This is a genomic window from Bacillus inaquosorum, assembly GCF_023238325.1.
Lineage (GTDB): Bacteria > Bacillota > Bacilli > Bacillales > Bacillaceae > Bacillus > Bacillus inaquosorum.
Window position 1 is genome coordinate 1112658 of the sequence record NZ_CP096592.1, and the last position, 25158, is coordinate 1137815.

Here is a 25158-nt window from a genome sequence, read left to right on the forward strand (position 1 = left end):
TTCATGAAAAATATGTGTGGCAAAGGCTTTCTATATCAACTGGGAAAGGCGCTTCGGCAACAATTAGCTCGTCGGTTATCGGATGAACCGCTTGTACCTTTTTGGCGTGCAGCGCCTGCCTGTTTAGCAGTTTGCTCCCGCCTCCGTAAAGCAAGTCTCCTGTCAGCGGATGGCCGATGCTCGCCATATGAACACGAATTTGATGTGTTCTGCCTGTTTCCAGCTCTAATTCAATGAGTGACAGCCGCTCTTTCGCATTGCTGGCAATCAACTTGAAATGAGTGACTGCTGCTTGCCCGCCTGGTGAAACCCGGCGTCTTGTCGGGTGTGATCGGTCTCTGCCGATCGGTGAATCAATTGTCCCTTTTTTCGTCTTTAGCTTTCCTTCAGCGATGGCGGTATACGTACGCTTCAGCGTCTTTTTCTCTAACTGCTGATCTAAGATGGCATGTGCCAAACGATGCTTGGCAAAAACGACTGCACCGGATGTATCCTGATCAAGGCGATGAACATGGCGCACCTTGCATGCTTTGCCATTCACCTGATAATGGTATGCGATCAAATTAGCCAGTGTTCCGGTTTGGCCCTCCTCATTGGGATGTGTCGCTATGCCAGCAGGTTTATTGACGATGAGCATGTGATTGTCTTCAAATAAAATATCAAGCTCTCCATACTCCGGAATGACGGAGGATTCTTCACTTTCCTGAAGATCAATGAACACGCGGTCACCTTTTTTAACGATGACGTTGTTTGTGACTGATTCATGATTGACCTTTATCTGGTGATGCGACACCCAGTCTTGAATCACGGGTTTAGAGGCTTTGAGCGATGTTTTCAGTACAGAAAACATCCATTGGCCATCTTGTTTGTCATTGATGAGGAGCTCAAGCCCTCTGCCTTTTTGTTTCATGTTAAATGGCTCCTTTTCGAAGCGGAAGGCCGCTGTTTCTCATAGGAAACACTTACCTTAGCTTTCGTGTTTTTTTCTGTGCTATTCTTGATTAAGACTTAGGATATTCGATGGCAAGAAAGGTGATTGACGTGAGAATTATGAACGCAGCAACTGCAGAACAGGAGAGCTTTATTAAGGAGCTGTCAATGGAGCTATTCCATGATGTATTTCCTCTTTATTTCTCTGAACTGGATATTCAGCGCTTTAAAAAGAAAGGCGTTCTGTCTTTAAATAACCATTATTACCAAGGAACATTAAAAGAAGCGTTTCAAATTATGGCTTGTCTGCAAATGATACATATTATCCTGACAAAGCCTTCGCCGCACTTTGATGAGAGTGATCAGGCGATTTTTGAGAAAAACAGCAAGATGCTGAATGATTTCGGGATTTATTTTCCGTTTGCTTTTTCTGACTTTCAAACGAAAACAAACAAAGCCTTTTTCGGTCACAGAAGGCTGATATAATCTTGCAGCAAGAGCTTTTCCATTTTCAGAAAAGCTCTTTTTTGCCTCAGAGAAATCATATCATAAAACCTTTCCTCTAACTCCCTTTTTAATCGGCACGTGTCTGAACATACTAATGATTGAAAGGGGTGCTGACAATGAGTTCAGTAAAAGATACAATGACAACGCAGGTGGCAACCGTTTCACCGAATCAAACGATTCAGGAAGCGGCTTCTCTCATGAAACAGCATAACGTCGGGGTGATTCCCGTTGTAGAGCAAGGTGTTTTAAAAGGAATGCTGACTGACCGTGACATTGCATTAAGAACTACAGCTCAGGGCCGAGATGGCCAGACACCCGTTTCAGAAGTGATGTCAACAGACCTCGTATCAGGAAATCCTAATATGAGTCTGGAAGACGCGTCGCAGCTGATGGCCCAGCACCAAATCCGCCGCCTTCCTATTGTAGATCAAAACAATCTAGTCGGGATCGTTGCGCTTGGAGACCTGGCAGTCAATCAGATGTCGAACGAGTCTGCGGGAGAAGCGTTGACAAACATTTCTCATCAAAACATTCATTAATAAGAAAGAGCTTGCGGTGTGCAGGCTCTTTCTTCACATAAACCTTACTTTTTGAAAGCAGACATGTTTCGGGGTATAGTGAGTGTATACATATGTCTCAATTCGGACTAAAGGAGTTGTACGCAGTGATTAAAGCGTTAATTTTTGATTTTGACGGACTTATTCTAGATACAGAAACACATGAATATGAAGTCCTTCAGGAAATATTTGAGGAACACGGCTCAGTCCTGCCGCTATCCGTCTGGGGAAAGGTCATTGGAACAGCCGCGGGATTTCGGCCCTTTGAATATTTAGAAGAGCAGATCGGCAAAAAGCTGAACCATGAAGAGCTGACAACATTGCGAAGAGAACGGTTTGCGAAACGCATGGAAACAGAAAAAGCAAGACCGGGTGTCGAGGCGTATCTGAATGCGGCAAAGGATTTAGGCTTAAAAGTAGGCCTTGCCTCCAGCTCTGATTATAAATGGGTATCGGGCCATTTGAAGCAAATCGGCCTGTTTGATGATTTTGAGGTCATTCAAACGGCGGATGATGTGGAAGAAGTAAAGCCGAATCCTGAATTGTATTTATTGGCGGCAAAGAATCTTGGCGTATCGCCATCTGAATGTCTCGCGTTTGAGGATTCTGTCAACGGTTCGATTGCTGCGAAAAGAGCGGGGATGAAGTGTGTCATCGTCCCGAATAAAGTAACAGGCACCTTGATGTTTGAAGATTATGATCACAGGCTTGAATCAATGGCGGAGATGGAGCTCGCCCTATTGCTTGATCAGCTGAACAAACAACACTAGAAAGGAGCGAGTAGATTGTCTGAGAAATTAGATTTGACCCGTTTTGAAAAGAAAATGGTCATTCGCAATATCGAAGAGAAAGACATTGACAAGATTATCGATCTTCAAAAGGATTGCTTTCCGGGAATGGAGCCTTGGAAGCGGGAGCATTTAATCAGCCATCTGGAACATTTTCCTGAAGGGCAGTTTTGTGCAGAATTCGAAGGTGAAATTATCGGTTCGTGCTCAAGTCTCCTGATTAATTTTGATGAATATGATGACCGCCATACGTGGCAGGACATTACTGATGACGGTTATATCACCAACCATAATCCCGACGGTTTGAACATGTACGGAATTGAGGTCATGGTGCATCCGAAATACAGACGAATGAAAATCGGCCACCGTTTGTACGAGGCTAGAAAGGACTTAGCCAGACGCTTAAATCTAAAAAGCATCATCATAGGCGGACGGATTCCGAACTATCACAAATATGCAGATGAAATGACAGCGAGAGAGTATGTTGAACAGGTGACACGCCACCAAATTTACGATCCGGTGCTTTCTTTCCAGCTGATGAACGGCTTTACCCTTATGCGGATTAACCCGAATTATCTCCCGGATGATACAGCTTCGATCAAGTATGCGACGCTGATGGAATGGAACAATGTCGATTATCTTCCGCAGCAGACAAAACGCTATTATAAATCAGCGTTCCCTGTGAGAATTTGTGTGATCCAATACGAAATGAAGAAAATTTATTCCTTTGAGGAATTTGCGAATCAAGTAGAGTACTATGTCGATGTCGCTTCCGACGCGAGATCTGATTTTGCGGTGTTCCCGGAAATTTTCACAACCCAGCTGATGTCCTTCCTTGAGGAACGGTCACCGAGCTTGGCGGTACAGAGAATTACCGAGTATACAGAAGATTACATCAGCCTTTTTACTGATTTGGCCGTGAAGTACAACGTCAACATTATCGGCGGGTCTCATTTCGTCGAAGAGGAAGGCAAGATCTATAATATCGCTTATCTGTTCAGACGGGACGGAACGATCGAGAAGCAATATAAACTCCATATTACGCCGAATGAACGCAAATGGTGGGGAATCAGCGCCGGAGACCAGGTTCGCGTGTTTGATACGGACTGCGGAAAAATCGCGATTCAAATCTGTTACGATATTGAGTTTCCTGAGCTCGCCCGGATTGCGGCGGATAAAGGCGCAAAAATCATTTTTACGCCATTTTGTACAGAAGACCGCCAAGGCTATTTGCGTGTCAGATACTGTTCGCAGGCAAGAGCGGTTGAAAATCAAATTTATACGGTCATCTCCGGAACGGTTGGAAACCTTCCGCAAACGGAAAATATGGATATTCAATACGCTCAGTCAGGCATCTTTGCACCATCTGATTTTGAATTCGCCAGAGACGGCATTGTCGGTGAAACAAATCCGAATATCGAAATGGTCGTCATCGGCGATGTTGACCTGGAAATTCTCAGAAGACAGCGCCAAAACGGCACAGTGCGCCAGCTTAAAGACAGACGGCGTGATATTTATCATATTCAATATAAAAAATAATCCCAAAACCCGTCAACAGGCGGGTTTTTTATTAAAAGCGGAATTGAAACGTTTACGCGCTTTCTTTAAAATAAAAGTAAATTGTATATCAGAAAAGAAGGTGCCTTATGGAGTTTCTGCTTGTTTTAGTTCCTGTTTTCGGAATTTTCGCAATTGGTTATATCGGACAGAAAACACTCGGCTTTGATATTCAAACACTGTCCAAAATGTCCTTATACTTAATGTCTCCTTTTCTGGCGTTTGATACGTTTTATACGAACAAGCTGACGATGGATTATGTCTATCTTTCTATATTTGTGCTGGGGCTTTGCTTGGTTCTTGTTCTATTTGTCTACTTTTTATCTTTTTTTCATAAGTACCCGAATCAAGATCGCTGTGCCATGATTCTGTCATCTGCTTTTATGAATAACGGCAATTACGGAACGCCTGTTGTCCTGCTGGTGTTTGGGACAGCCGGTCTGGACACAGCCGTTGTGTTAATGGTGCTGCAGCAGTTAATCATGAGTACGATCGGCATGTATTATGCAGCAAAAGGAGGTTCGGAGGAAGGCGGATTTAAAACGGTCATGACCCGGGTTATCCGTATGCCTGTTGCGTACGGGGCACTTTTAGGCGCAATACTTCAGCTTATGCATATTTCAATCCCAAAAGAGTTAATGACGGGAATTGAGCTGGTCGGAAATGCGGCCATTCCTACGATTATGATCATTCTGGGCATGCAGCTTGCACTGATTTCTTTCAAGAATATTGAATACAGAAAAATTTCTTATTCATTGCTTTTGAAGCTGATGGTATCGCCGGTGATTGCGCTAGGCTTTACATTGATATTGCCTGTGGATGACATGACAAAACAAATCATGATTCTCGTCGCCGCTATGCCGACTGCTGCCAATACGACTTTAATGGCTGTTCAGTTTAATACAAGGCCGGAAGTCGTTTCGAGCGCTACCTTTATCAGCACGATGCTGAGTATTGTCACCTTGCCTGTTCTGCTTTGGATGCTGCATCCTCTTTCTTCTTGAGAAAGAGGAAGTTTTATTATTTCCGCGGTTTATTGACTCCAACCCCGTCTGGCTTTATATTGAAGGCAGGGAAATCATCACCTAGACATCACATAAGAGAAGGTCTGTTTCAATTGAATTGGCACTTTAGTGAACGCTAAAGAAATGGAGATGATGGGGATGGAAAACATTCAGCAAAATCAGGGATTAAAGCAAAAAGATGAGCAATTTGTGTGGCATGCCATGAAGGGAGCGCATCAAGCGGACAGCCTGATTGCCCAAAAGGCTGAAGGGGCCTGGGTGACTGACATAGACGGACGCCGCTATTTGGATGCGATGTCCGGTTTATGGTGTGTTAATATTGGTTACGGCAGGAAGGAGCTTGCAGAGGCTGCCTATGAGCAATTAAAGGAGCTGCCTTATTACCCGTTAACGCAAAGCCACGCACCGGCAATTCAGCTGGCAGAAAAGCTGAATGAATGGCTTGGCGGCGATTATGTGATCTTTTTTTCCAACAGCGGATCGGAAGCTAACGAAACTGCTTTTAAGATTGCCCGCCAGTACCATCTGCAAAACGGTGACCATAGCCGTTATAAATTCATCTCAAGATATCGGGCATATCACGGCAACACATTGGGAGCGCTCTCAGCAACCGGACAGGCGCAGCGGAAATATAAATATGAGCCTTTAAGCCAGGGATTTCTGCATGCAGCCCCGCCAGATGTATACCGGAATCCTGAGGATGCTGATACGCTTGAAAGCGCAAATGAAATTGACCGCATCATGACATGGGAATTAAGCGAAACAATTGCCGGGGTCATCATGGAGCCTATCATTACAGGCGGAGGCATCTTAATGCCGCCGGACGGATATATGAAGAAGGTGGAGGACATTTGCCGCCGCCACGGAGCTCTTTTGATTTGCGATGAAGTCATCTGCGGGTTTGGACGGACAGGCGAGCCGTTCGGATTTATGCATTACGGCGTGAAGCCGGATATTATTACGATGGCGAAGGGAATCACGAGTGCGTATCTGCCGTTGTCAGCGACTGCTGTGAAACGGGACATTTTCGAAGCGTATCAGGGTGAAGCGCCTTATGACCGTTTTCGCCACGTGAACACATTCGGCGGAAGCCCGGCTGCCTGTGCATTGGCGTTGAAAAACCTGCAAATTATGGAGGACGAACAGCTGATTCAGCGATCCCGCGACCTTGGAGCAAAGCTTTTAGGTGAGCTTCAGGCCTTAAGAGAACACCCGGCGGTCGGAGATGTTAGAGGAAAAGGGCTGCTGATCGGAATCGAGCTCGTCAAAGATAAATTGACAAAAGAGCCGGCTGATGCCGACAAAGTAAACCAAGTGGTTGCGGCGTGCAAAGAAAAAGGGCTGATCATCGGCAAAAACGGCGATACAGTCGCCGGCTACAACAACGTCATCCAGCTTGCGCCGCCATTTTGCCTGACAGAAGAGGACCTTTCCTTTATCGTGAAAACGGTGAAAGATAGCTTTCAGACGATTTAATATAAAAGTGATTTGTTAAAGGAGCACACGATGAGTTTTCACAATCAGCCTATTTTACCGGCTATTCGAAATATGAAGCAATTTGATGAGTTTTTGAACAGTTCATTTTCCTACGGCGTTATTCTTGATATTCATCTCGGCCAGCTGAAGGGTGTGATCAGAGAGGCGCAAAAGCACGGAAAGAACATGATGGTGCACGTCGATCTCATCCAAGGGATCAAGCACGATGAATACGGAGCTGAGTTTATTTGCCAGGACATCAAGCCCGCTGGGATTATTTCAACAAGATCGAACGTGATTGCCAAAGCGAAGCAGAAGAAAATTTATGCGATCCAGCGCCTGTTTCTGCTCGATACAAGTGCGATGGAGAAAAGCATGGAGTTTGTCGGCAAGCATAAGCCTGACTTCATTGAAGTGCTGCCCGGCATCGTCCCGTCACTCATTCGAGAAATAAAAGAGAAAACAGGGATTCCTATCTTTGCTGGCGGTTTCATCCGTACGGAAGAGGATGTAGAACAGGCCTTGAAAGCGGGAGCTGTTGCTGTCACTACATCTAATACCAAATTATGGAAGAAATATGAAAACTTTTTGACAGAAAGTGATTGACACCGCTTTCATCCACTGATACAATTGCACTAGGTTAATACATTGTGATGGAGAACTCGGAGACCACAGCAGCTCTTTACGGTAAATGTTTATGCACCCGTAAAGCGGTTTGTTGTGGTTTTTTTCTTCTCTTCTTCTCTATCATACTTCTTAATCGTGACTCTAGGAGGAATGTGCTATGACAGCATTTTGGGGAGAAGTCATCGGTACGATGCTGCTTGTTATTTTTGGGGCAGGTGTTTGTGCAGGTGTCAATTTAAAGAAATCGCTTTCATTCCAGTCTGGCTGGATTGTTGTTGTATTTGGGTGGGGATTGGGTGTTGCCATGGCGGCTTATGCAGTTGGCGGCATAAGCGGAGCACACTTGAATCCGGCGCTAACGATAGCGCTTGCATTTGTTGGAGATTTTCCGTGGGAAGAGGTTCCCGTTTATATTGCGGCGCAAATGATCGGAGCGATCATCGGTGCGGTGATTATCTATTTGCATTACCTTCCGCATTGGAAGTCAACGGATGATCCTGCTGCCAAGCTGGGGGTTTTCTCAACAGGCCCCAGCATTCCGCATACATTTGCAAACGTTTTAAGTGAAGTAATTGGGACTTTTGTCCTTGTGCTTGGAATCCTGGCCATTGGGGCAAATCAATTTACAGAAGGGCTTAATCCTTTAATCGTCGGTTTCCTCATTGTGGCGATCGGTATCTCTCTTGGAGGCACCACCGGCTATGCGATTAATCCGGCCCGTGACTTAGGCCCGCGGATTGCCCACGCTTTTCTTCCGATTCCGGGGAAAGGCTCATCAAATTGGAAATACGCGTGGGTTCCGGTAGTCGGCCCGATTTTAGGCGGATCATTCGGCGGCGTATTTTACAACGCTGCATTTAAAGGGCACATCACAAGCAGTTTCTGGATTGTAAGCGTTATATTAGTTGTGGTATTGTTAGGACTCTATGTTTATACGAAATCACATTCAGCTAAAACATTATCAAATTCAAAATATATTTAATCAAAGGGGAGACATCTTATGGAAACGTACATTTTATCCTTAGATCAGGGGACGACAAGTTCAAGAGCGATTCTGTTTAATAAAGAAGGCAAAATCGTTCACTCTGCTCAAAAGGAATTTACACAATACTTCCCGCACCCAGGCTGGGTTGAGCATAATGCGAATGAAATTTGGGGCTCTGTTCTCGCTGTTATTGCAACAGTCATTTCTGAATCGGGGATCAGTGCTTCGCAAATTGCCGGCATCGGTATCACGAACCAGCGTGAGACGGCAGTTGTGTGGGATAAGGACACAGGAAACCCTGTCTATAATGCAATCGTTTGGCAGTCCAGACAGACGTCGGGTATTTGTGAGGAGCTTCGTGAAAAAGGATATAATGATCTATTCAGAGAAAAAACGGGGCTTTTAATCGATCCGTATTTCTCCGGCACAAAGGTGAAGTGGATTTTAGATAATGTGGAAGGCGCGCGAGAAAAAGCGGAAAAAGGCGAGCTGCTGTTTGGAACGATTGATACATGGCTCATCTGGAAAATGTCCGGAGGAAAAGCGCATGTGACTGATTACTCCAATGCCTCCAGAACGCTGATGTTTAATATTTACGATTTGAAATGGGACGATGAGCTTCTCGACATTTTAGATGTACCGAAATCAATGCTTCCTGAGGTGAAACCATCCTCCCAGGTGTATGCTGAAACGGTTGATTATCACTTCTTCGGCAAAAATATTCCGATTGCGGGAGCGGCAGGCGACCAGCAGTCCGCGCTGTTCGGCCAGGCGTGCTTTGAAGAAGGCATGGGGAAAAACACGTACGGCACAGGATGTTTCATGCTGATGAATACCGGGGAAAAAGCAATTAAGTCCGAACACGGGCTTTTAACGACAATTGCATGGGGCATTGATGGAAAAGTTGAATATGCTTTAGAAGGCAGTATTTTTGTCGCAGGCTCTGCCATCCAATGGCTCAGAGATGGATTGAGAATGTTCCAGGATTCTTCGCTAAGTGAATCTTACGCGGAGAAAGTGGATTCAACTGACGGCGTATATGTTGTTCCCGCATTTGTCGGCTTGGGAACGCCATACTGGGACAGCGATGTGCGCGGTTCGGTTTTCGGCCTGACAAGAGGCACAACAAAAGAACATTTTATCCGCGCGACATTGGAGTCTTTGGCTTACCAGACAAAAGATGTGCTTGACGCAATGGAAGCTGATTCAAACATTCAATTAAAGACGCTTCGTGTAGACGGGGGTGCCGTGAAAAATAATTTCCTGATGCAGTTCCAGGGAGATCTTCTGAATGTTCCTGTGGAGCGGCCGGAAATTAATGAAACAACTGCGCTTGGCGCAGCTTATTTGGCAGGTATTGCTGTGGGATTCTGGAAGGACCGTTCTGAAATCGCGAACCAGTGGAATCTGGATAAACGGTTTGAACCTGAATTAGAAGAAGAAAAACGAAATGAGCTGTATACAGGCTGGCAAAAAGCCGTTAAAGCAGCTATGGCTTTTAAATGAACTGAGAGTATGATATACTGATTACAAGTTAATAAGAACGGTCCTGAGATGAGGAGAGACCACAGCACCAAAGTGTAAGCATGCACTTTGGCTGTTGTGGTCTCTTTTTCTATTTACACACCGTGACAACAAGGAGGAGCAATAATGAAACATCAATTTTCAAGTCTTGAAAGAGATCGCATGCTGACAGACATGACGAAAAAAACATATGATCTATTTATTATCGGAGGAGGAATTACAGGAGCGGGAACAGCTCTTGACGCGGCATCAAGGGGAATGAAGGTTGCGCTCAGCGAAATGCAGGATTTCGCGGCGGGAACATCAAGCCGATCAACGAAGCTGGTTCATGGCGGCTTGCGCTATTTAAAACAATTTGAAGTGAAAATGGTCGCTGAGGTAGGGAAAGAACGGGCGATTGTTTATGAAAACGGCCCGCACGTCACCACGCCGGAATGGATGCTGCTTCCGTTTCACAAAGGCGGCACATTCGGTTCGTTTACAACATCTATCGGGTTAAGAGTTTATGACTTCCTGGCAGGTGTGAAAAAGTCAGAACGAAGAAGCATGCTTTCAGCAAAAGAAACGCTGCAAAAGGAGCCATTGGTGAAAAAAGACGGCTTAAAAGGCGGCGGATACTATGTGGAATACCGCACTGACGATGCGAGACTGACAATCGAAGTCATGAAGGAAGCGGTGAAATTCGGAGCAGAGCCTGTGAATTATTCCAAAGTGAAAGAGCTCCTTTACGAAAAAGGCAAAGCAGTCGGCGTATTAATTGAAGATGTGCTGACAAAGAAAGAATATAAAGTGTATGCGAAAAAAATTGTTAATGCGACAGGCCCTTGGGTCGATCAGCTCAGAGAAAAAGACCATTCGAAAAACGGAAAGCATTTGCAGCATACAAAAGGCGTTCACCTTGTATTTGACCAGTCTGTCTTCCCGCTGAAACAGGCGGTATATTTCGATACACCTGACGGCCGTATGGTATTTGCGATTCCACGTGAAGGCAAAACATACGTGGGGACAACAGACACCGTTTACAAAGAGGCGCTGGAGCATCCGCGAATGACAACGGCGGATCGTGATTACGTCATCAATTCAATCAATTATATGTTCCCGGAACTGAATATCACTGCGAACGATATCGAATCCAGCTGGGCGGGGCTGCGTCCGCTGATTCATGAAGAAGGCAAAGACCCTTCTGAAATTTCACGGAAAGACGAGATTTGGACATCTGACTCAGGCTTGATCACCATCGCCGGCGGAAAACTGACCGGATACAGAAAAATGGCGGAGCACATCGTCGATCTTGTGCGTGATCGCTTAAAAGAAGAAGGCGAAAAGGATTTCGGGCCATGTAAAACGAAAAACATGCCAATCTCAGGAGGGCACGTCGGCGGTTCTAAAAATCTCATGTCATTCGTTACGGCGAAAACGAAAGAAGGAATCGCAGCCGGTTTATCAGAAAAAGACGCAAAACAGCTGGCGATCAGATACGGCTCTAACGTAGAGCATGTATTTAACCGCGTGGAAGCACTGAAGGACGAGGCGGCAAAACGCCACGTTCCGGTTCATATTCTTGCTGAGACAGAATACAGTATAGAAGAAGAGCTGGCCGCAACACCTGCTGACTTCTTTGTCCGCAGAACGGGACGTTTATTTTTTGATATCAATTGGGTAAGAACATATAAAGATGCCGTTATTGATTTTATGAGCGAGCGATTCCAATGGGATGAGCAGACGAAAAACAAACATACAGAAAACCTTAACAAGCTTTTACACGATGCGGTTGTGCCGCTCGAACAATAAATCATAACGGGCTGCCTGTCAGCCCGTTATTTCTTTTACGAGCCGAAAGTGCCAGATCTCAGGTTATCAAGTGACAGAGGCACTCGCTTCATATAAAATAATGGCATAAGCTGATACATAGGAGGACGAATATGACTTGGAGAAAGAGCTATGAACGCTGGAAACAGACAGAAAATTTAGATCCGGAACTAAAAGAGCGCCTCGCTGAATTAGAGGGGAATGAACAGGCTCTTGAGGACTGCTTCTATAAAAACCTTGAATTCGGTACTGGCGGAATGCGCGGAGAAATCGGCGCCGGGACGAATCGCATGAATATTTACACTGTGCGCAAAGCATCAGCCGGGTTTGCGGCATATATCTTGCAGCAAGGTGAGGAAGCGAAAAAACGGGGCGTTGTCATTGCTTATGATTCCCGACATAAATCGCCGGAGTTCGCGATGGAAGCGGCAAAAACACTTGCTACACAAGGCATCCAAACATACGTATTTGATGAGCTTCGCCCGACGCCGGAGCTGTCATTCGCTGTCAGACAGCTGAACGCCTATGGGGGAATTGTGGTGACGGCAAGCCATAATCCGCCTGAATATAACGGCTACAAAGTATACGGAGATGACGGCGGCCAGCTGCCTCCAAAGGAAGCGGACATCGTCATTGATCAGGTAAATGCGATTGAAAATGAGCTGACGATCACAGTCGACGATGAAAAAGCGTTGAAAGAAAAAGGCTTAATCAAGATCATCGGTGAAGACATTGATCAAGTCTATACAGAAAAACTGACGTCCATTTCCGTTCATCCTGAGTTATCCGGAGAAGTAGAAGTAAACGTTGTTTTCACACCGCTGCATGGAACTGCAAATAAACCGGTTAGACGCGGTCTTGAAGCACTCGGCTACAAAAATGTAACGGTTGTTAAAGAACAGGAGCTGCCGGATTCAGACTTCTCTACTGTTAGCTCTCCAAACCCGGAAGAGCATGCGGCATTCGAATATGCCATTAAGCTAGGGGAGGAGCAGAACGCAGATATTCTCATCGCAACAGACCCTGACGCTGACCGCCTCGGCATTGCGGTGAAAAACGATCAAGGCAAATATACAGTGCTGACAGGAAACCAAACCGGTGCGCTGCTGCTTCATTACTTGCTTTCTGAAAAGAAAAAGCAAGGCATCCTGCCTGACAATGGTGTTGTGCTCAAAACAATCGTCACAAGTGAAATTGGGCGTGCTGTCGCTTCTTCATTCGGCCTTGATACGATTGATACGCTGACAGGCTTTAAGTTTATCGGTGAAAAGATTAAGGAATACGAGGCATCAGGCCAGTATACCTTCCAATTCGGTTATGAAGAGAGCTACGGTTACTTAATCGGGGATTTTGCCCGCGACAAGGACGCCATTCAGGCAGCGCTCTTGGCAGTTGAAGTTTGCGCGTTCTATAAAAAACAAGGAATGTCATTGTATGAAGCGCTCATCAATCTCTTCAACGAATACGGTTTTTATCGTGAAGGGCTGAAATCCCTGACGCTGAAAGGAAAACAGGGAGCAGAACAGATTGAAGCGATTTTGGCTTCCTTCAGACAAAATCCGCCGCAAAAAATGGCCGGCAAACAGGTTGTCACAGCCGAAGACTATGCTGTAAGCAAACGGACGCTTCTGACGGAAAACAAAGAAGAAGCGATCGATCTGCCAAAATCAAATGTACTGAAATACTTCCTGGAAGACGGGTCTTGGTTCTGCCTCCGCCCTTCCGGAACTGAGCCGAAGGTCAAATTCTACTTCGCTGTAAAAGGAACCTCTTTAGAAGACAGTGAAAAGCGTCTTGCCGCGCTTTCTGACGATGTAATGAAGGCTGTAGACGACATTGTAGAGGCTACAGCTAAGTAGTTCAAGCATAAGCTGGATCATTGTAAATGATCCGGCTTTTTTCTTTTCTCATCCAAAAGTCTGAAAGAAAATCATCCCTCAAGCGAAGTAACGAAATACAAAAAACTGGTATAATCTTAAATAACAAGACCAATGCCGGAGTGAGAAACATGAGCAATACGAGGATGGAAAAATTAAAAACGCTGAAAACGATTGCGGAAACCTTAAATCAAGGGCACGATGTCAAAGCAACACTGGATGAGGTTTTAAAAGAATTGCTGAGCCTGACGAACCTTCAATCCGGATGGATTTTTTTGATCGAAGAAGACGGCTCCTATACGTTAGCGGCCGACGCTTATCTGCCCCCGGCTTTAAGCCGCAAGGAAAAAGTACTGATGTGCGAAGGGGAGTGCTACTGCCTGACGAAATTCAATAACGGAGGGCTGAGAAGGGCCGCTAATATAATGAACTGCAAACGCATAGAATCAGCCGAGGAACTGCATTGTTTTGACACTGAAGGGATTACGCATCATGCAACTGTGCCTTTAGAAGACGGGGACAGGAGATTCGGATTGTTAAATGTAGCGGCGGCCGGAAAAACCATGTTTGATGAGGAAGAGCTGCATTTACTTGAGTCTGTCGCCTTTCAGATCGGAACGGCAATCCAGCGCATGAAGCTTTCAGAATATAAACAAAAAAATGCTCTTTTAATGGAGCGCAACCGCCTCGCTCAGGAGCTTCACGATTCCGTCAATCAAATGCTGTTTTCCGTCAGTTTAACAGCCAGAGCGGCAAAGACACTAACAAAAGATGAGAATTTGCAGCAGATGATTGATTTCATTCAAAACCTATCACAGGACGCGCTCGCAGAAATGAAAGCATTAATTTGGCAGCTTCGTCCCGGAGGATTGGAAAAAGGGCTGTCTGAAGCCATTAAAAGCTATGGCGCGCTCATCGGATTAAATGTCATTTTTACACAAAAAGGCTGTCTTGTTCTTACTGATGAGCAGGAGCATATGCTGTGGCGTATTGTACAGGAGGCATTAAATAACTGCAAAAAGCATGCCGGTACTGATACTGCGTATGTCAGCCTGACTGCTTCTTCGTACCATGCGGAGTTGGATATCATCGATCATGGGGCAGGGTTTCGCTATGAAGCGCATGACGGGGTGCCTTCACTTGGCATCAAGGGTATGAAAGAACGGGCAGTAAAAGCCGGCGCGGCGTTTTTGATTGAGTCAGAGCTTGGTGCGGGGACAAAGCTGTCCGTCAGGCTTCCGCTAACCAATCAGAAAGGAAGGACAGTGCAATGAAAATTGTAATTGCGGATGATCACCATGTTGTCAGAAAGGGGCTTCGTTTTTTCTTCGCCACCCAGGATGATATTGAAGTTGCCGGCGAGGCCGCAACCGGAACAGAAGCTCTCCGTGTCATTGAAGAGACAAAGCCTGATCTTGTGCTGATGGATCTGTCTATGCCCGAGATGGACGGCATTCAAGCCATAAAAAAAGCAGTACAGCAATTTCCGGGCATTAATATCATTGTGCTGACGAGTTATTCCGATCAGGAGCACGTCATCCCGGCGCTGCAGGCGGGGGCGAAGGCGTATCAATTAAAGGATACGGAGCCAGAGGAATTGGTAAAAACACTAAGACAAGTGCATGCCGGCGAATACAAGCTTTCTTCAGCTATTATGCCCCATGTTTTGACACATATGAGAAATCAGCACGATCCGGAAAAAGAAAAATTTTATCAATTAACACGAAGGGAAAAGGACGTTCTGAACGAAATTGCCAACGGCAAAAGCAATAAAGAAATCGCGGCAGCCTTGTTTATTTCAGAAAAAACAGTGAAAACCCATGTGTCGAATCTTTTAGCAAAGCTTGATGTAGCCGACCGAACGCAAGCAGCGCTTTTCGCAGTGAAATATAACCTGAATGGAGAGATCACGAAATGAACATGTTAGTCATAAACGGTACGCCCAGAAAACATGGCAGAACAAGAATTGCCGCATCCTATATTTCAGCGCTGTATCACGCGGACTTGATTGATCTAAGCGAGTTTATATTACCGATTTTTAATGGTGAAGCGGAGCAATCCGAACTTTTGCAGGTACTGGAGCTTAAGCAGCGCGTCACTAAAGCGGATGCGATTATCTTATTATCTCCTGAGTATCACAGCGGCATGAGCGGCGCTTTAAAAAATGCGCTGGATTTTCTAAGCAGCGAACAATTCAAATATAAGCCCGTTGCGTTATTGGCAGTGGCGGGAGGCGGTAAAGGCGGCATCAACGCGCTGAACAATATGAGAACAGTCATGCGGGGTGTCTACGCCAATGTCATTCCGAAGCAGCTCGTGCTTGATCCGGTGCACATTGATGTTGAAAATGCTGCAGTGACGGAAAATATAAAGGCCGGCTTAAAAGAGCTTGTCGAAGAACTCAGCCTGTTCGCAAAAGCAGGAAATCCCGGCGTCTGAACGCCGGGATTTGTTTATGTGAGCAAGGCTAATTGATCTTCGTAAGTCAGCTCTGTGGCATGATCAATATAACGGAGAAGGGAATACAGCATCTTTTCAAGAACGGCGTAATCCTGTTCAAAATGATACGCATGCAAAAAATGCTCGATTCGTTTTGATAACAAATCATCCTCTGTACGCACCATTAAAATCAATAAATTATCCCATTGAGAACGGTGAGTGTAATACAGCGCTTTATCGTAATCGGCATAATCCATGAATCGCTTCTCCTTTCTTGTGTGAGAAGTTCATGATTAGTTTATGCCGCATCCTATGTTATTGACGGGGCAAAACTTGGCGTCTGCGGCAGTACAGGGGTAGCAATATGAGGGAGACATAAAATCAAAATGCCTGAATGAAGCCATCGCTTTTGGAAATCCTATGAGAGAACATAATCTGGGTACAGGAGACTGAAAACATGAAATCTCTGCCGTATACCATTGCGCTTCTTTTTTGCGGATTAATCATCGTGTCAATGGCTGCAAAAGGGCATTCAACGGACACAAACGAGTCCGTTCAAAAGTGGGAAAAGCTCGCCTGGAGCAAAATTCAGGATGAATATAAGGGGGCTTCGTTTTCTGATTACGCTTATATGGGACGGACCGAGGTGAATGATGAGCAGACGAAAGATGTCTTTCGGGTGACGGTCAAACAGAATGACGACACATTTTCTGTTCGGGCAGAAGTTTATTTTCATCCGTTGACAAAACATATGATCAGCATCAACGTCTTTAGGCTCTAAGCAAAAAACTGTACAGCCCTGAGGCCATACAGTTTCTGTTTTTAGAAATATCGTTTTGCACCGAGATAGCGCTGTTTCCAGTAAGAGTTGTTCATACTGGAAATGACAACTCCGGAATCATTGGCATTAATGAACTCCCCGTTTCCAAGATAAATTCCGACGTGGGAAGGGCCTGCTTTATATGTTGTAAAGAAAACAAAGTCTCCGACAGCAGGCTGGCTGACAGATTTCATTGTGTTCCAATATCCGGCTGCCGTTAATCTTGATACGGATGTGACTTTGTTCAGTGCATAGTAAATGAAACCGCTGCAGTCAAATCCGGCGGGTGTCGTGCCTCCCCAGCGATATGGAACTCCAAGCTGCTCTTTAGCGGCGGCAATCATAGTGTTGATTTTCGCGCTTGAAGAGCTGGTAGTGCTTGATGACCCGGATGAAGCAGAGGATGAAGATGAGGCTTTTCCGGTAATGACCAGCTTTTGGCCAACCTGCAAGACATCCGTTTTTAAATTGTTTTTCTCCCGAATCTGCTGAGCTGTTACATTAAACTTTTGAGCAATCACCCACAAGGAATCGCCGCTTTTCACCGTGTATGTAGTCGTCGTGCCGGAGCTTGCATTTGACGAAGAAGACGATGAAGATGAAGAAGAGCCTGAAGATGCTTTACCTGTCAGCTTCAGCACTTGTCCGACGTACAGCACGTCTGATTTCAGATTGTTGCTGTTTCGGATTTGCTGTACAGTCAGGTTATAGTTGTTTGCAATTTTCCAAAGTGAATCTCCGCTTTTTACAGTGTATTTCGTTGTTGCTGAAGTTTGGTTCGAATTAGATGAAGTGTCTTTGGAAGACGTATTAGAACCGCTAGATTTTGTTTTTAACACTTGATTCACATAAATGGTGTCTGATTTTAAGTTGTTCAAGACCTTCAATTCAGCGACGGACATATTGACTTTGTTTGCAATTTTCCAAAGCGAATCTCCAAGCTTCACCTTATATGTTCCGGTAGAAGATGAAGAGCTTGAGCTCTTATTGGAACTGCTTTTTTTACTGGTACTAGAGCTGGAGCTTGAGGAAACCGTACCGGATACCTTTAATTTCTGCCCCGCACGAATCATGTCGCTGCTTAGGCCATTTAATTTTTTCAGTTCCTGCACCGTCATTTTATACTCATTTGCGATCAGCCAAAGTGAATCTCCGCTTTTCACTGTGTAAACAGAACTTCCGCTCTTCTTGGTTGTTGAGCTTGAAGTAGATGAAGTGCTGGAATTGCTGCCTGGAATGGTAAGCGTCTGGCCGATCGACAGAACAGTAGTCGAAAGATGGTTGGCGGATGTGATAGCCGCCACACTTGTATTGTAGTTTTGGGCCAGTTTCCATAAAGAATCTCCGCTTTTCACCTTAATCGTTGCTGCCTCAGCTGGTGCCACTGCTAAAGTTGTGCTGACAATCGCAGATGCTGTCAGCCCTGCTGCTAATTTCTTTTTCATCTGAGCTCTCCTTTTTCCCCCAATGATTTTGAATTCGCTGTTTCTTTTTTATATCGGCAGATTTGTCTCATCGTTTTGCCTTTTTTTTAAAAACAGCCATATTATCTTAACAAAAAGGGGGAAAAAGGACATAAAAAAGAAGGAATCATTTTCTATTCCTTCATTCTTAAAAGCTTCATGATATCTTCCTTGTTTTTAACAAGGTCGCGCAGCGTATAGTTGTCTAAAACCGCAAGATAGGCCATAAGCGCTTCATTAAGTACATGTTTTAAGCCGCACACCGGGGAAATAATGCAGAGATTCTTGTTCGCATCAAAACATTCCACAATATTAAAATCATCTTCCGTTTTTCTGACAACCTCACCGATATTGATGTCTTCAGGGTCCATGCCTAAACGTATGCCGCCGCCTCGTCCGCGTATCGTTTCTACGTAGCCGAGCTGGCCGAGCCTGTATATGACTTTCATAAGATGATTTTTTGAAATAGAATATGTTTCGGCAATCTGTTTTATATTTGAAAGTTCTCCGTGACGTTCTGCAGCCAGAAAAATCAACACTCTTAACGAATAATCTGTATAATTTGTTAACTTCATAATAAGACCTCATAATAAGACATTTTCTATATCTTATCATAATCGATTGAAAAATGAAAAAAAAGGAATTTTTCAATAAAAAAACGTACACCCTGCTGGGTGCACGTTTTTTTATTTACATGTGATTCGGTGGATTTTGGTTTTTACGGTTCTTATCGATTTCGGTGTTTTGCATTTTGCGTTCAAATGTAGACAGATAACGTGATGCAAAATCCTTTCCGCCAAGGCCGAAGGATAAACCGAAAGCGAGTGCGAAGCCGCTAAGCACGATAATGAACGCGGAATTGACGATTGTGTCAGCGACACCAAGCTGATCCAGGGCCATAAAGAAAGCAAGTGCAATAATCGTATACTTAGCAATCGCTGCTAAAGACTTGAATTCCTGGCCTTTAATGATGCTGGCGAGCACTTTTCGCACCATTTCTCCGGCGTAAAGGCCGATTCCGAGAATGAATACGGCGACAAGGACATTTGGAAGATACGCGATGATGCCAGTCGCAATCTCTACGAGGAAGTGCAGCTGAACAATTTGCAGCGCCTCGGCTGTAAACAGCAGAATGACAATGATTTGCGCAATCATCCCGACAACTTGAGACAAGGACAGCTTTGCAGGCGTTCCTGTTTCCATGCCCATTTTTCCTAACACAGAATCAAAGCCTGCACGATGGAGCAGTCCGGACACCATGGTGTTCACCCATTTTCCTGCCCACATACCCGCTAAAATAAGCACAATGGCAATGATGATATTCGGAAGCATGTTTAAAATCGTATTCAGCATAGAGACAGCCGGTTTCGAAATGCCGGCGACATCAAGCTGGTCAAGCGCAGAAATGACAACCGGTATTAAAATCAGCACATAAGCGATTGTTCCGATGACTGCAGAAAGGCTTGTATCTTTTAAATAAATAGATAAACCCATACGTGCAGCGAATCTTTCCGTGCCGATGCTTGCTAGGAAATTCGTAATGATGTCACGTACAAGACGGGCAACAAGCCAGCCGATTAAAACGATAAGCGCCGCAGCAAATAATTTCGGCAGAAAAGCGAGCACGCTTTCCATCATATTTGTAAACGGGCCTGAAATGCCGCTGATTTTCAAAGAAGATAAGACCCCTGGGAGGAAAACGAGCAGCACAAGGTAAAAGACAATTTGTGAAGCGGCATTGACTGCCTGATGAATATCTTTCCCTTCAGATACCAAATTCCACTTGCGCACCTTGTCACTCGTGCTCAGCTTCATCCCGATTTTTTTGACAAGGAAGCTCAATACAGCGGCTGCAGCCCATCCTAACAGCAGGATGAGTCCGGCCTTCAGCACGCTTGGGATAGCCGCTGTAATTGCGGAAAGCATGCTGACAAACGGTGATGCCACTGTTGTCAGGTGCAGAATGTTAAAGAATAAAATAAAGACGATAATCAATGCAATAAAATAAACGACCTTGCTTATGACTTTTTCCGAGGAATAGCGTGATGGCTTTTTCCCAGCAAAGAGCTTGTCGTCGATTTTTGTTTTTCTGAGCCCTTTGTATACCGCTTTTTCAATGATTTTAGCGATAGCCCATCCGATTAATAAGACGAGTAAGGCAATGATTAAGTTTGGCAGCTTACTGAGATAAGAAGAAAGCATGTCTGCTACATTCAATTGGTATCGCTCCTTTTTTTCGTAATATGATGTGTTTTTACCCACTGACACAATCGGCAAACAGCTGAATGTGCGGGGCGAATTTTTTTCTTGCCCAAGTGCGGCTATCATCTTTTGTCAGGCGGGCTCATACATTATAGATAAGTCCAAGTAGGGGGGATTCGGTTGAACGCGGAGGAGAAGAAGGGATTACAGCGGGCAATTGAGGAAATTACCGAAATTGCAAAGGGATTCGGCCTTGATTTCTACCCGATGAGATATGAAATCTGCCCGGCTGAAATTATTTATACATTCGGCGCGTACGGGATGCCGACAAGATTCAGCCACTGGAGCTTCGGCAAGCAGTTTCACAAAATGAAGCTGCATTATGATCTTGGATTAAGCAAGATTTATGAACTGGTCATTAACTCAGATCCATGCTACGCTTTTTTGCTGGACAGCAACTCACTGATCCAAAATAAATTGATTGTTGCTCACGTTCTCGCCCATTGTGATTTCTTCAAAAACAACTGCCGCTTCCAAAACACGAAGCGCGATATGGTGGAAAGCATGGCGGCAACGGCCGAGCGGATTAAACACTATGAACAGGTTCACGGGATAAAGGAAGTCGAGGCTTTTTTAGACGCGATCCTATCGATTCAGGAGCATATCGATCCGTCTTTGGTCCGTCCGAAGCTCCTATGGAGTGTGGATGATGAGGAAGAGGAGCTTGAAGAGGCAGCGACGCCTTACGATGATTTATGGTCTTTAGATGAAAAGAAACCAAAAAAACAAGTGAAAAAATCGAAAAAACCTTTCCCGCCGCGGCCGGAAAAAGATATTCTGCTTTTTATCGAGGAGCATTCCCGGGAACTAGAGCCGTGGCAGCGTGATATTTTAACGATGATGAGAGAGGAAATGCTTTATTTCTGGCCTCAGCTGGAAACAAAGATTATGAATGAGGGCTGGGCTTCCTATTGGCACCAGCGAATTATACGTGAGCTTGATTTAACTTCTGATGAAGCGATAGAGTTCGCCAAGCTGAATGCAGGTGTCGTCCAGCCGTCCAAAACGGGTATCAATCCTTATTATTTAGGACTGAAAATTTTTGAAGACATTGAGGAGCGGTACAACAACCCGACTGAGGAAATGAAAAAAATAGGCGTAAAGCCTGACTCAGGCCGGGAGAAAATGTTTGAGGTCAGGGAAATTGAATCCGATATCTCTTTCATCCGCAATTATTTAACAAAAGACTTAGTTATGCGGGAGGATCTTTATTTATTTCAAAAGCAGGGCAGAGATTATAAAATCGTCGATAAAGAGTGGGAGTCGGTGCGCGACCAGCTCGTGAGCATGCGGGTAAACGGCGGGTTTCCGTATTTGACAGTAAACGACGGCGACTATATGAAAAATAACGAGCTCTATATTAAGCATTGGTATGAGGGCATAGAGCTGGATTTGAAATATTTGGAGAAGGTGCTCCCTTATTTATTTCAGCTTTGGGGGAGAAGCGTGCACATCGAGTCTGTACTTGAGGATAAGGAAGTCGTGTTTTCGTATGACGGAAAAGGTGTTCACCGCAGGTACCTTTAAAAAAAGAGGATGCAGCGTTCTGCATCCTCTTTTTTTATTTTCCTGTTTTCAAAATCTTAAAGATGATTTTTGCCTGGTCGGTATTGTTAATCAGTCCGCGGAATTTCTCTTTTCCTGGACCGTACGCGTATACCGGCACTTCTTCGCCCGTATGATCGGTACTCGTCCATCCGCTGTTAGACCGTGTGTTCAGGATCTTGATGATGGCTTTATAGGCGCCTTTGTCCTTGTCAGCCTGGGCTGCTGTTTCAACGCTTTTGATTTCTTCAGTTGTGAAGTCAAGGTCAGTATAGCGGGCGAGCACATCTTTTGCCGGTTTGCCCTCATTGATTTTCTTTGCCATAAATTCAGGGGTTTTTTTGGCGGCGAGAATCGGCTCCGCGTGCCAATTCTTTTCGCCGTTTGCGCCAATGGTAAATCCGCCGGTCGTATGGTCAGCAGCTGCAATGACAAGCGTGTGTTTATCTTTTTTCGCAAAGTCAATCGCGGCTTTATAGGCCTGTTCAAAATCTTTAACCTCGCTCATGGCTCCTACTGTATCATTGTCATGGGCCGCCCAGTCGATTTGGCTGCCTTCGACCATTAAGAAAAATCCTTTTTTATTTTGGTTCAGACGGTCAATGGCTGAAACTGTCATGTCTTTGAGAGAAGGTGTTTTGCTGTCACGGTCCAGCGCTTTAGCAAGCCCTCCGTCTGCGAAAAGCCCAAGCACCTGCTGATCTTTATTTTTCTTCAGCGCTTGTTTTGTTGTCACATAGCTGTAGCCTGCTTGTTTGAATTCCTTCGTTAAATTTCTGTCCTTACGGTTAAAATACGATTTTCCGCCGCCAAGCAAAACGTCTATTTTTTGTTTGCCTTTTATTTTGTCATCCATATAGCTGTTGGCGATTTGGTCCATGTTTTTCCGAGATTCGTTGTGGGCGCCATATGCGGCAGGCGTGGCATGGTTAATTTCAGACGTTGCGACGAGACCGGTCGATTTGCCTTGCTGTTTAGCTTCTTCGAGCACAGATTTTACTTTTTTTCCGTTTTTATCGACGCCAATTGCATTGTTATATGTCTTAACGCCTGTCGCCAATGCAGTTCCGGCTGCGGCTGAGTCCGTAATATTATAGTCAGGGTCATCCGGGTGCGTCATCATCATGCCTGTCAGGTTTCGGTCAAATTCAGTTAACTTCGGGTTATTCGGTGTTTCACCGTTATTTTTCATGGAACGGTAGGCGTTTATGTACGATGCTCCCATGCCGTCACCAATCATCACAATGACATTTCTGATCTCGTCTTTGTTTTGTTTTTTGGCGCTTGCTTTTTCGGTCTGCTGCAGTTCTGCACCGGCGAATATGCCGGCTGTAAGCACGGAAACAGCTGCGATGGGCACAAGTTTTGATTTCAAGTTTTGAAACAGACTCATTTTTTTGCAGGCCTCCTTTAATGTATTCTGTATATTATGTTAGGGGAATTTTGTTAAATGCGGCTGTTGACCGTGTAAACATTAAGTAAAGCATTGTAAGGAAATGAAATACGTCGTTTCGTTATTTTGTCTTATTTGGTTCAAAGCATTCATTTTTCCAGAAAAATCTTTACCTCTCTGTCCTTGCATGATATGTTTGTTTAAATAAAAAAACTGCGGTTCTCCGCAGCTTTCCCCGAATACTCTTTATCACTCATTCTTCCAATATGTGTGTAGACCCCGAAAGTTTTTCATTTATTTCCTTTAAGTTGAAAAACCTCCCAAATCACATGACAAAAGGACTCGTTTTTTGTCACCTTTGAAACGAAAATGAAATATTTAATACCCTTACAAACTTTTTTTTAGAACGAATAATTAAGAAATTTGTCACATGAAGTCAAGTCTATTTCTGTTGGGAATCTATCCTTATAATAGAAAACAATAAGATTAATTTAAAAAAAGAGATCAATATATATAGATATAAATATTTGGGGAGGAAAATATGAAAAAGCAAATCATTACAGCCACAACAGCAGTAGTTTTAGGATCGACATTATTTGCAGGAGCGGCATCTGCACAAAGCATCAAGGTGAAAAAAGGCGACACGTTATGGGAACTTTCAAGAAAATACGACACAACGATCAGTAAAATTAAATCAGAGAACCACCTTCGTTCAGACATCATTTACGCAGGGCAGACTTTATCGATTAACGGCAAATCTACAAGTTCAAAAAGCAGCAGTTCTTCATCTTCTTCTACATACAAAGTAAAGAGCGGGGACAGCCTTTGGAAAATTTCGAACAAATACGGCATGACAGTCAGTGAACTGAAAAAACTGAATGGCTTAAAATCAGATTTGCTCCGCATTGGACAAGTCCTGAAACTGAAAGGTTCAACAAGTTCAAGCAGCTCCAGCTCATCTAAGGTGTCATCGTCTTCAACTTCTACATATAAAGTAAAGAGCGGAGACAGCCTTTCTAAAATTGCGAGCAAATATGGCACAACAGTTAGCAAATTAAAAAGCTTAAACGGCTTAAAATCAGATTTAATCTATGCCGGCCAAGTGTTGAAAGTGAAAGGAACAAGCTCAAGCACAGGATCAAAAAATGTTTCTTCCAGCACTTCATCATCTTCAAGCAGCAAAACGTCATCTACATCACTTAATGTGAGCAAGCTGGTTTCTGATGCAAAAGCGTTAGTCGGAACGCCATACAAATGGGGCGGAACGACAACTTCCGGCTTTGACTGCAGCGGGTTCATCTGGTACGTACTGAATAAACAAACAAGTGTGGGCAGAACAAGCACTGCGGGCTACTGGAGTTCTATGAAGAGCATTGCCAACCCGTCTGTCGGTGATTTCGTCTTCTTCACAACATATAAATCCGGCCCTTCTCACATGGGGATTTACGTTGGAAACAACAGTTTCATTCATGCAGGATCTGACGGCGTACAAATCAGCAGCCTGAACAACAGCTACTGGAAGCCTCGTTACCTCGGTGCGAAAAGATTCTAATTTTAGAAGGAAACCCGTTCAT

23 protein-coding genes are annotated in these 25158 nt (G+C 44.6%); 17 read left to right on the forward strand and 6 right to left on the reverse strand.

Annotated elements, in window-relative coordinates; genetic code table 11:
• Nucleotide 1 precedes the first annotated feature (1 nt).
• On the reverse strand, nucleotides 2–910 hold the full coding sequence (locus tag M1M80_RS05295) for an RluA family pseudouridine synthase (RefSeq protein WP_060398249.1): 909 nt from the start codon (nucleotides 908–910) through the stop codon (nucleotides 2–4).
• A 110-nt stretch (nucleotides 911–1020) separates the two neighbouring features.
• On the opposite strand from M1M80_RS05295, the gene M1M80_RS05300 reads away from it, so the two are divergent.
• The 14 genes from M1M80_RS05300 to M1M80_RS05365 all read left to right on the forward strand — a co-directional run bounded on the left by M1M80_RS05300 (nucleotide 1021) and on the right by M1M80_RS05365 (nucleotide 16101).
• Nucleotides 1021–1416: a YhcU family protein gene (locus tag M1M80_RS05300; RefSeq protein WP_060398250.1), complete on the forward strand. Its 396-nt coding sequence runs from the start codon at nucleotides 1021–1023 to the stop codon at nucleotides 1414–1416.
• 137 nt (nucleotides 1417–1553) lie between these two features.
• The gene (locus M1M80_RS05305) at nucleotides 1554–1976 is read left to right on the forward strand and encodes a CBS domain-containing protein (RefSeq protein ID WP_019257888.1); all 423 of its coding nucleotides are present in this window, start codon (nucleotides 1554–1556) and stop codon (nucleotides 1974–1976) included.
• Nucleotides 1977–2101: 125 nt separating this feature from the next.
• Complete coding sequence (locus tag M1M80_RS05310) at nucleotides 2102–2764, forward strand: HAD family hydrolase (protein ID WP_060398251.1); 663 nt, start codon at nucleotides 2102–2104, stop codon at nucleotides 2762–2764.
• Between the two features lie 15 nt (nucleotides 2765–2779).
• On the forward strand, nucleotides 2780–4321 hold the full coding sequence (locus M1M80_RS05315) for a bifunctional GNAT family N-acetyltransferase/carbon-nitrogen hydrolase family protein (RefSeq protein WP_003239590.1): 1542 nt from the start codon (nucleotides 2780–2782) through the stop codon (nucleotides 4319–4321).
• Nucleotides 4322–4428: 107 nt separating this feature from the next.
• Nucleotides 4429–5343 (forward strand): AEC family transporter, encoded by a 915-nt coding sequence (locus tag M1M80_RS05320; protein WP_003239589.1) that lies wholly within the window; start codon nucleotides 4429–4431, stop codon nucleotides 5341–5343.
• Between the two features lie 144 nt (nucleotides 5344–5487).
• Nucleotides 5488–6840 carry an aspartate aminotransferase family protein gene (locus M1M80_RS05325; RefSeq protein ID WP_080429088.1) on the forward strand — a complete coding sequence of 451 codons (1353 nt, stop codon included), beginning with the start codon at nucleotides 5488–5490 and terminating at the stop codon, nucleotides 6838–6840.
• Nucleotides 6841–6870: 30 nt separating this feature from the next.
• Complete coding sequence (gene glpP, locus M1M80_RS05330; protein WP_003239587.1) at nucleotides 6871–7446, forward strand: glycerol uptake operon antiterminator GlpP; 576 nt, start codon at nucleotides 6871–6873, stop codon at nucleotides 7444–7446.
• A 178-nt stretch (nucleotides 7447–7624) separates the two neighbouring features.
• The gene (glpF, locus tag M1M80_RS05335) at nucleotides 7625–8449 is read left to right on the forward strand and encodes a glycerol uptake facilitator protein GlpF (RefSeq protein WP_060398253.1); all 825 of its coding nucleotides are present in this window, start codon (nucleotides 7625–7627) and stop codon (nucleotides 8447–8449) included.
• 18 nt (nucleotides 8450–8467) lie between these two features.
• Entirely contained in the window at nucleotides 8468–9958 is a 1491-nt protein-coding gene (gene glpK, locus M1M80_RS05340; RefSeq protein ID WP_003239584.1) for a glycerol kinase GlpK, read from the forward strand.
• Nucleotides 9959–10099: 141 nt separating this feature from the next.
• Entirely contained in the window at nucleotides 10100–11767 is a 1668-nt protein-coding gene (gene glpD, locus M1M80_RS05345; protein ID WP_104010208.1) for a glycerol-3-phosphate dehydrogenase, read from the forward strand.
• A 131-nt stretch (nucleotides 11768–11898) separates the two neighbouring features.
• On the forward strand, nucleotides 11899–13644 hold the full coding sequence (locus M1M80_RS05350) for a phospho-sugar mutase (RefSeq protein ID WP_003239582.1): 1746 nt from the start codon (nucleotides 11899–11901) through the stop codon (nucleotides 13642–13644).
• Between the two features lie 149 nt (nucleotides 13645–13793).
• Nucleotides 13794–14936, forward strand: coding sequence for a GAF domain-containing sensor histidine kinase (locus tag M1M80_RS05355; protein ID WP_060398255.1), 1143 nt, complete (start codon nucleotides 13794–13796; stop codon nucleotides 14934–14936).
• On the forward strand, nucleotides 14933–15580 hold the full coding sequence (locus M1M80_RS05360; protein ID WP_060398256.1) for a response regulator: 648 nt from the start codon (nucleotides 14933–14935) through the stop codon (nucleotides 15578–15580). Before M1M80_RS05355 ends, M1M80_RS05360 begins: the two co-directional genes overlap by 4 nt.
• Complete coding sequence (locus M1M80_RS05365) at nucleotides 15577–16101, forward strand: NADPH-dependent FMN reductase (protein ID WP_060398257.1); 525 nt, start codon at nucleotides 15577–15579, stop codon at nucleotides 16099–16101. The genes M1M80_RS05360 and M1M80_RS05365 overlap by 4 nt, the downstream gene beginning before the upstream one ends.
• A 14-nt stretch (nucleotides 16102–16115) precedes the next feature.
• On the opposite strand, the gene M1M80_RS05370 is transcribed toward M1M80_RS05365, so the two are convergent.
• Nucleotides 16116–16358: a YhdB family protein gene (locus M1M80_RS05370; RefSeq protein ID WP_003224139.1), complete on the reverse strand. Its 243-nt coding sequence runs from the start codon at nucleotides 16356–16358 to the stop codon at nucleotides 16116–16118.
• A gap of 200 nt (nucleotides 16359–16558) precedes the next feature.
• Here M1M80_RS05370 and M1M80_RS05375 point away from each other — a divergent pair, with 200 nt between their 5' ends.
• Complete coding sequence (locus tag M1M80_RS05375) at nucleotides 16559–16882, forward strand: YqzG/YhdC family protein (protein WP_003239578.1); 324 nt, start codon at nucleotides 16559–16561, stop codon at nucleotides 16880–16882.
• 41 nt (nucleotides 16883–16923) lie between these two features.
• Here M1M80_RS05375 and lytF read toward each other — a convergent pair whose 3' ends face one another.
• The 3 genes from lytF to M1M80_RS05390 form a co-directional block, all read right to left on the reverse strand.
• On the reverse strand, nucleotides 16924–18366 hold the full coding sequence (gene lytF, locus M1M80_RS05380; RefSeq protein ID WP_060398258.1) for a peptidoglycan endopeptidase LytF: 1443 nt from the start codon (nucleotides 18364–18366) through the stop codon (nucleotides 16924–16926).
• Nucleotides 18367–18518: 152 nt separating this feature from the next.
• Entirely contained in the window at nucleotides 18519–18959 is a 441-nt protein-coding gene (gene nsrR / locus M1M80_RS05385) for a nitric oxide-sensing transcriptional repressor NsrR (protein WP_060398259.1), read from the reverse strand.
• 115 nt (nucleotides 18960–19074) lie between these two features.
• On the reverse strand, nucleotides 19075–20601 hold the full coding sequence (locus tag M1M80_RS05390) for a mechanosensitive ion channel (RefSeq protein ID WP_060398260.1): 1527 nt from the start codon (nucleotides 20599–20601) through the stop codon (nucleotides 19075–19077).
• A 165-nt stretch (nucleotides 20602–20766) separates the two neighbouring features.
• Between M1M80_RS05390 and spoVR the strand changes: the two genes are divergently transcribed.
• Nucleotides 20767–22173, forward strand: coding sequence for a stage V sporulation protein SpoVR (gene spoVR, locus M1M80_RS05395; protein ID WP_019257901.1), 1407 nt, complete (start codon nucleotides 20767–20769; stop codon nucleotides 22171–22173).
• Nucleotides 22174–22207: 34 nt separating this feature from the next.
• Here the strand turns inward: spoVR and phoA are convergent, their stop codons facing one another.
• On the reverse strand, nucleotides 22208–23584 hold the full coding sequence (gene phoA, locus M1M80_RS05400) for an alkaline phosphatase PhoA (RefSeq protein ID WP_003239571.1): 1377 nt from the start codon (nucleotides 23582–23584) through the stop codon (nucleotides 22208–22210).
• 541 nt (nucleotides 23585–24125) lie between these two features.
• Between phoA and lytE the strand changes: the two genes are divergently transcribed.
• Nucleotides 24126–25136: a peptidoglycan endopeptidase LytE gene (gene lytE, locus M1M80_RS05405; RefSeq protein ID WP_003239569.1), complete on the forward strand. Its 1011-nt coding sequence runs from the start codon at nucleotides 24126–24128 to the stop codon at nucleotides 25134–25136.
• Nucleotides 25137–25158 lie beyond the last annotated feature (22 nt).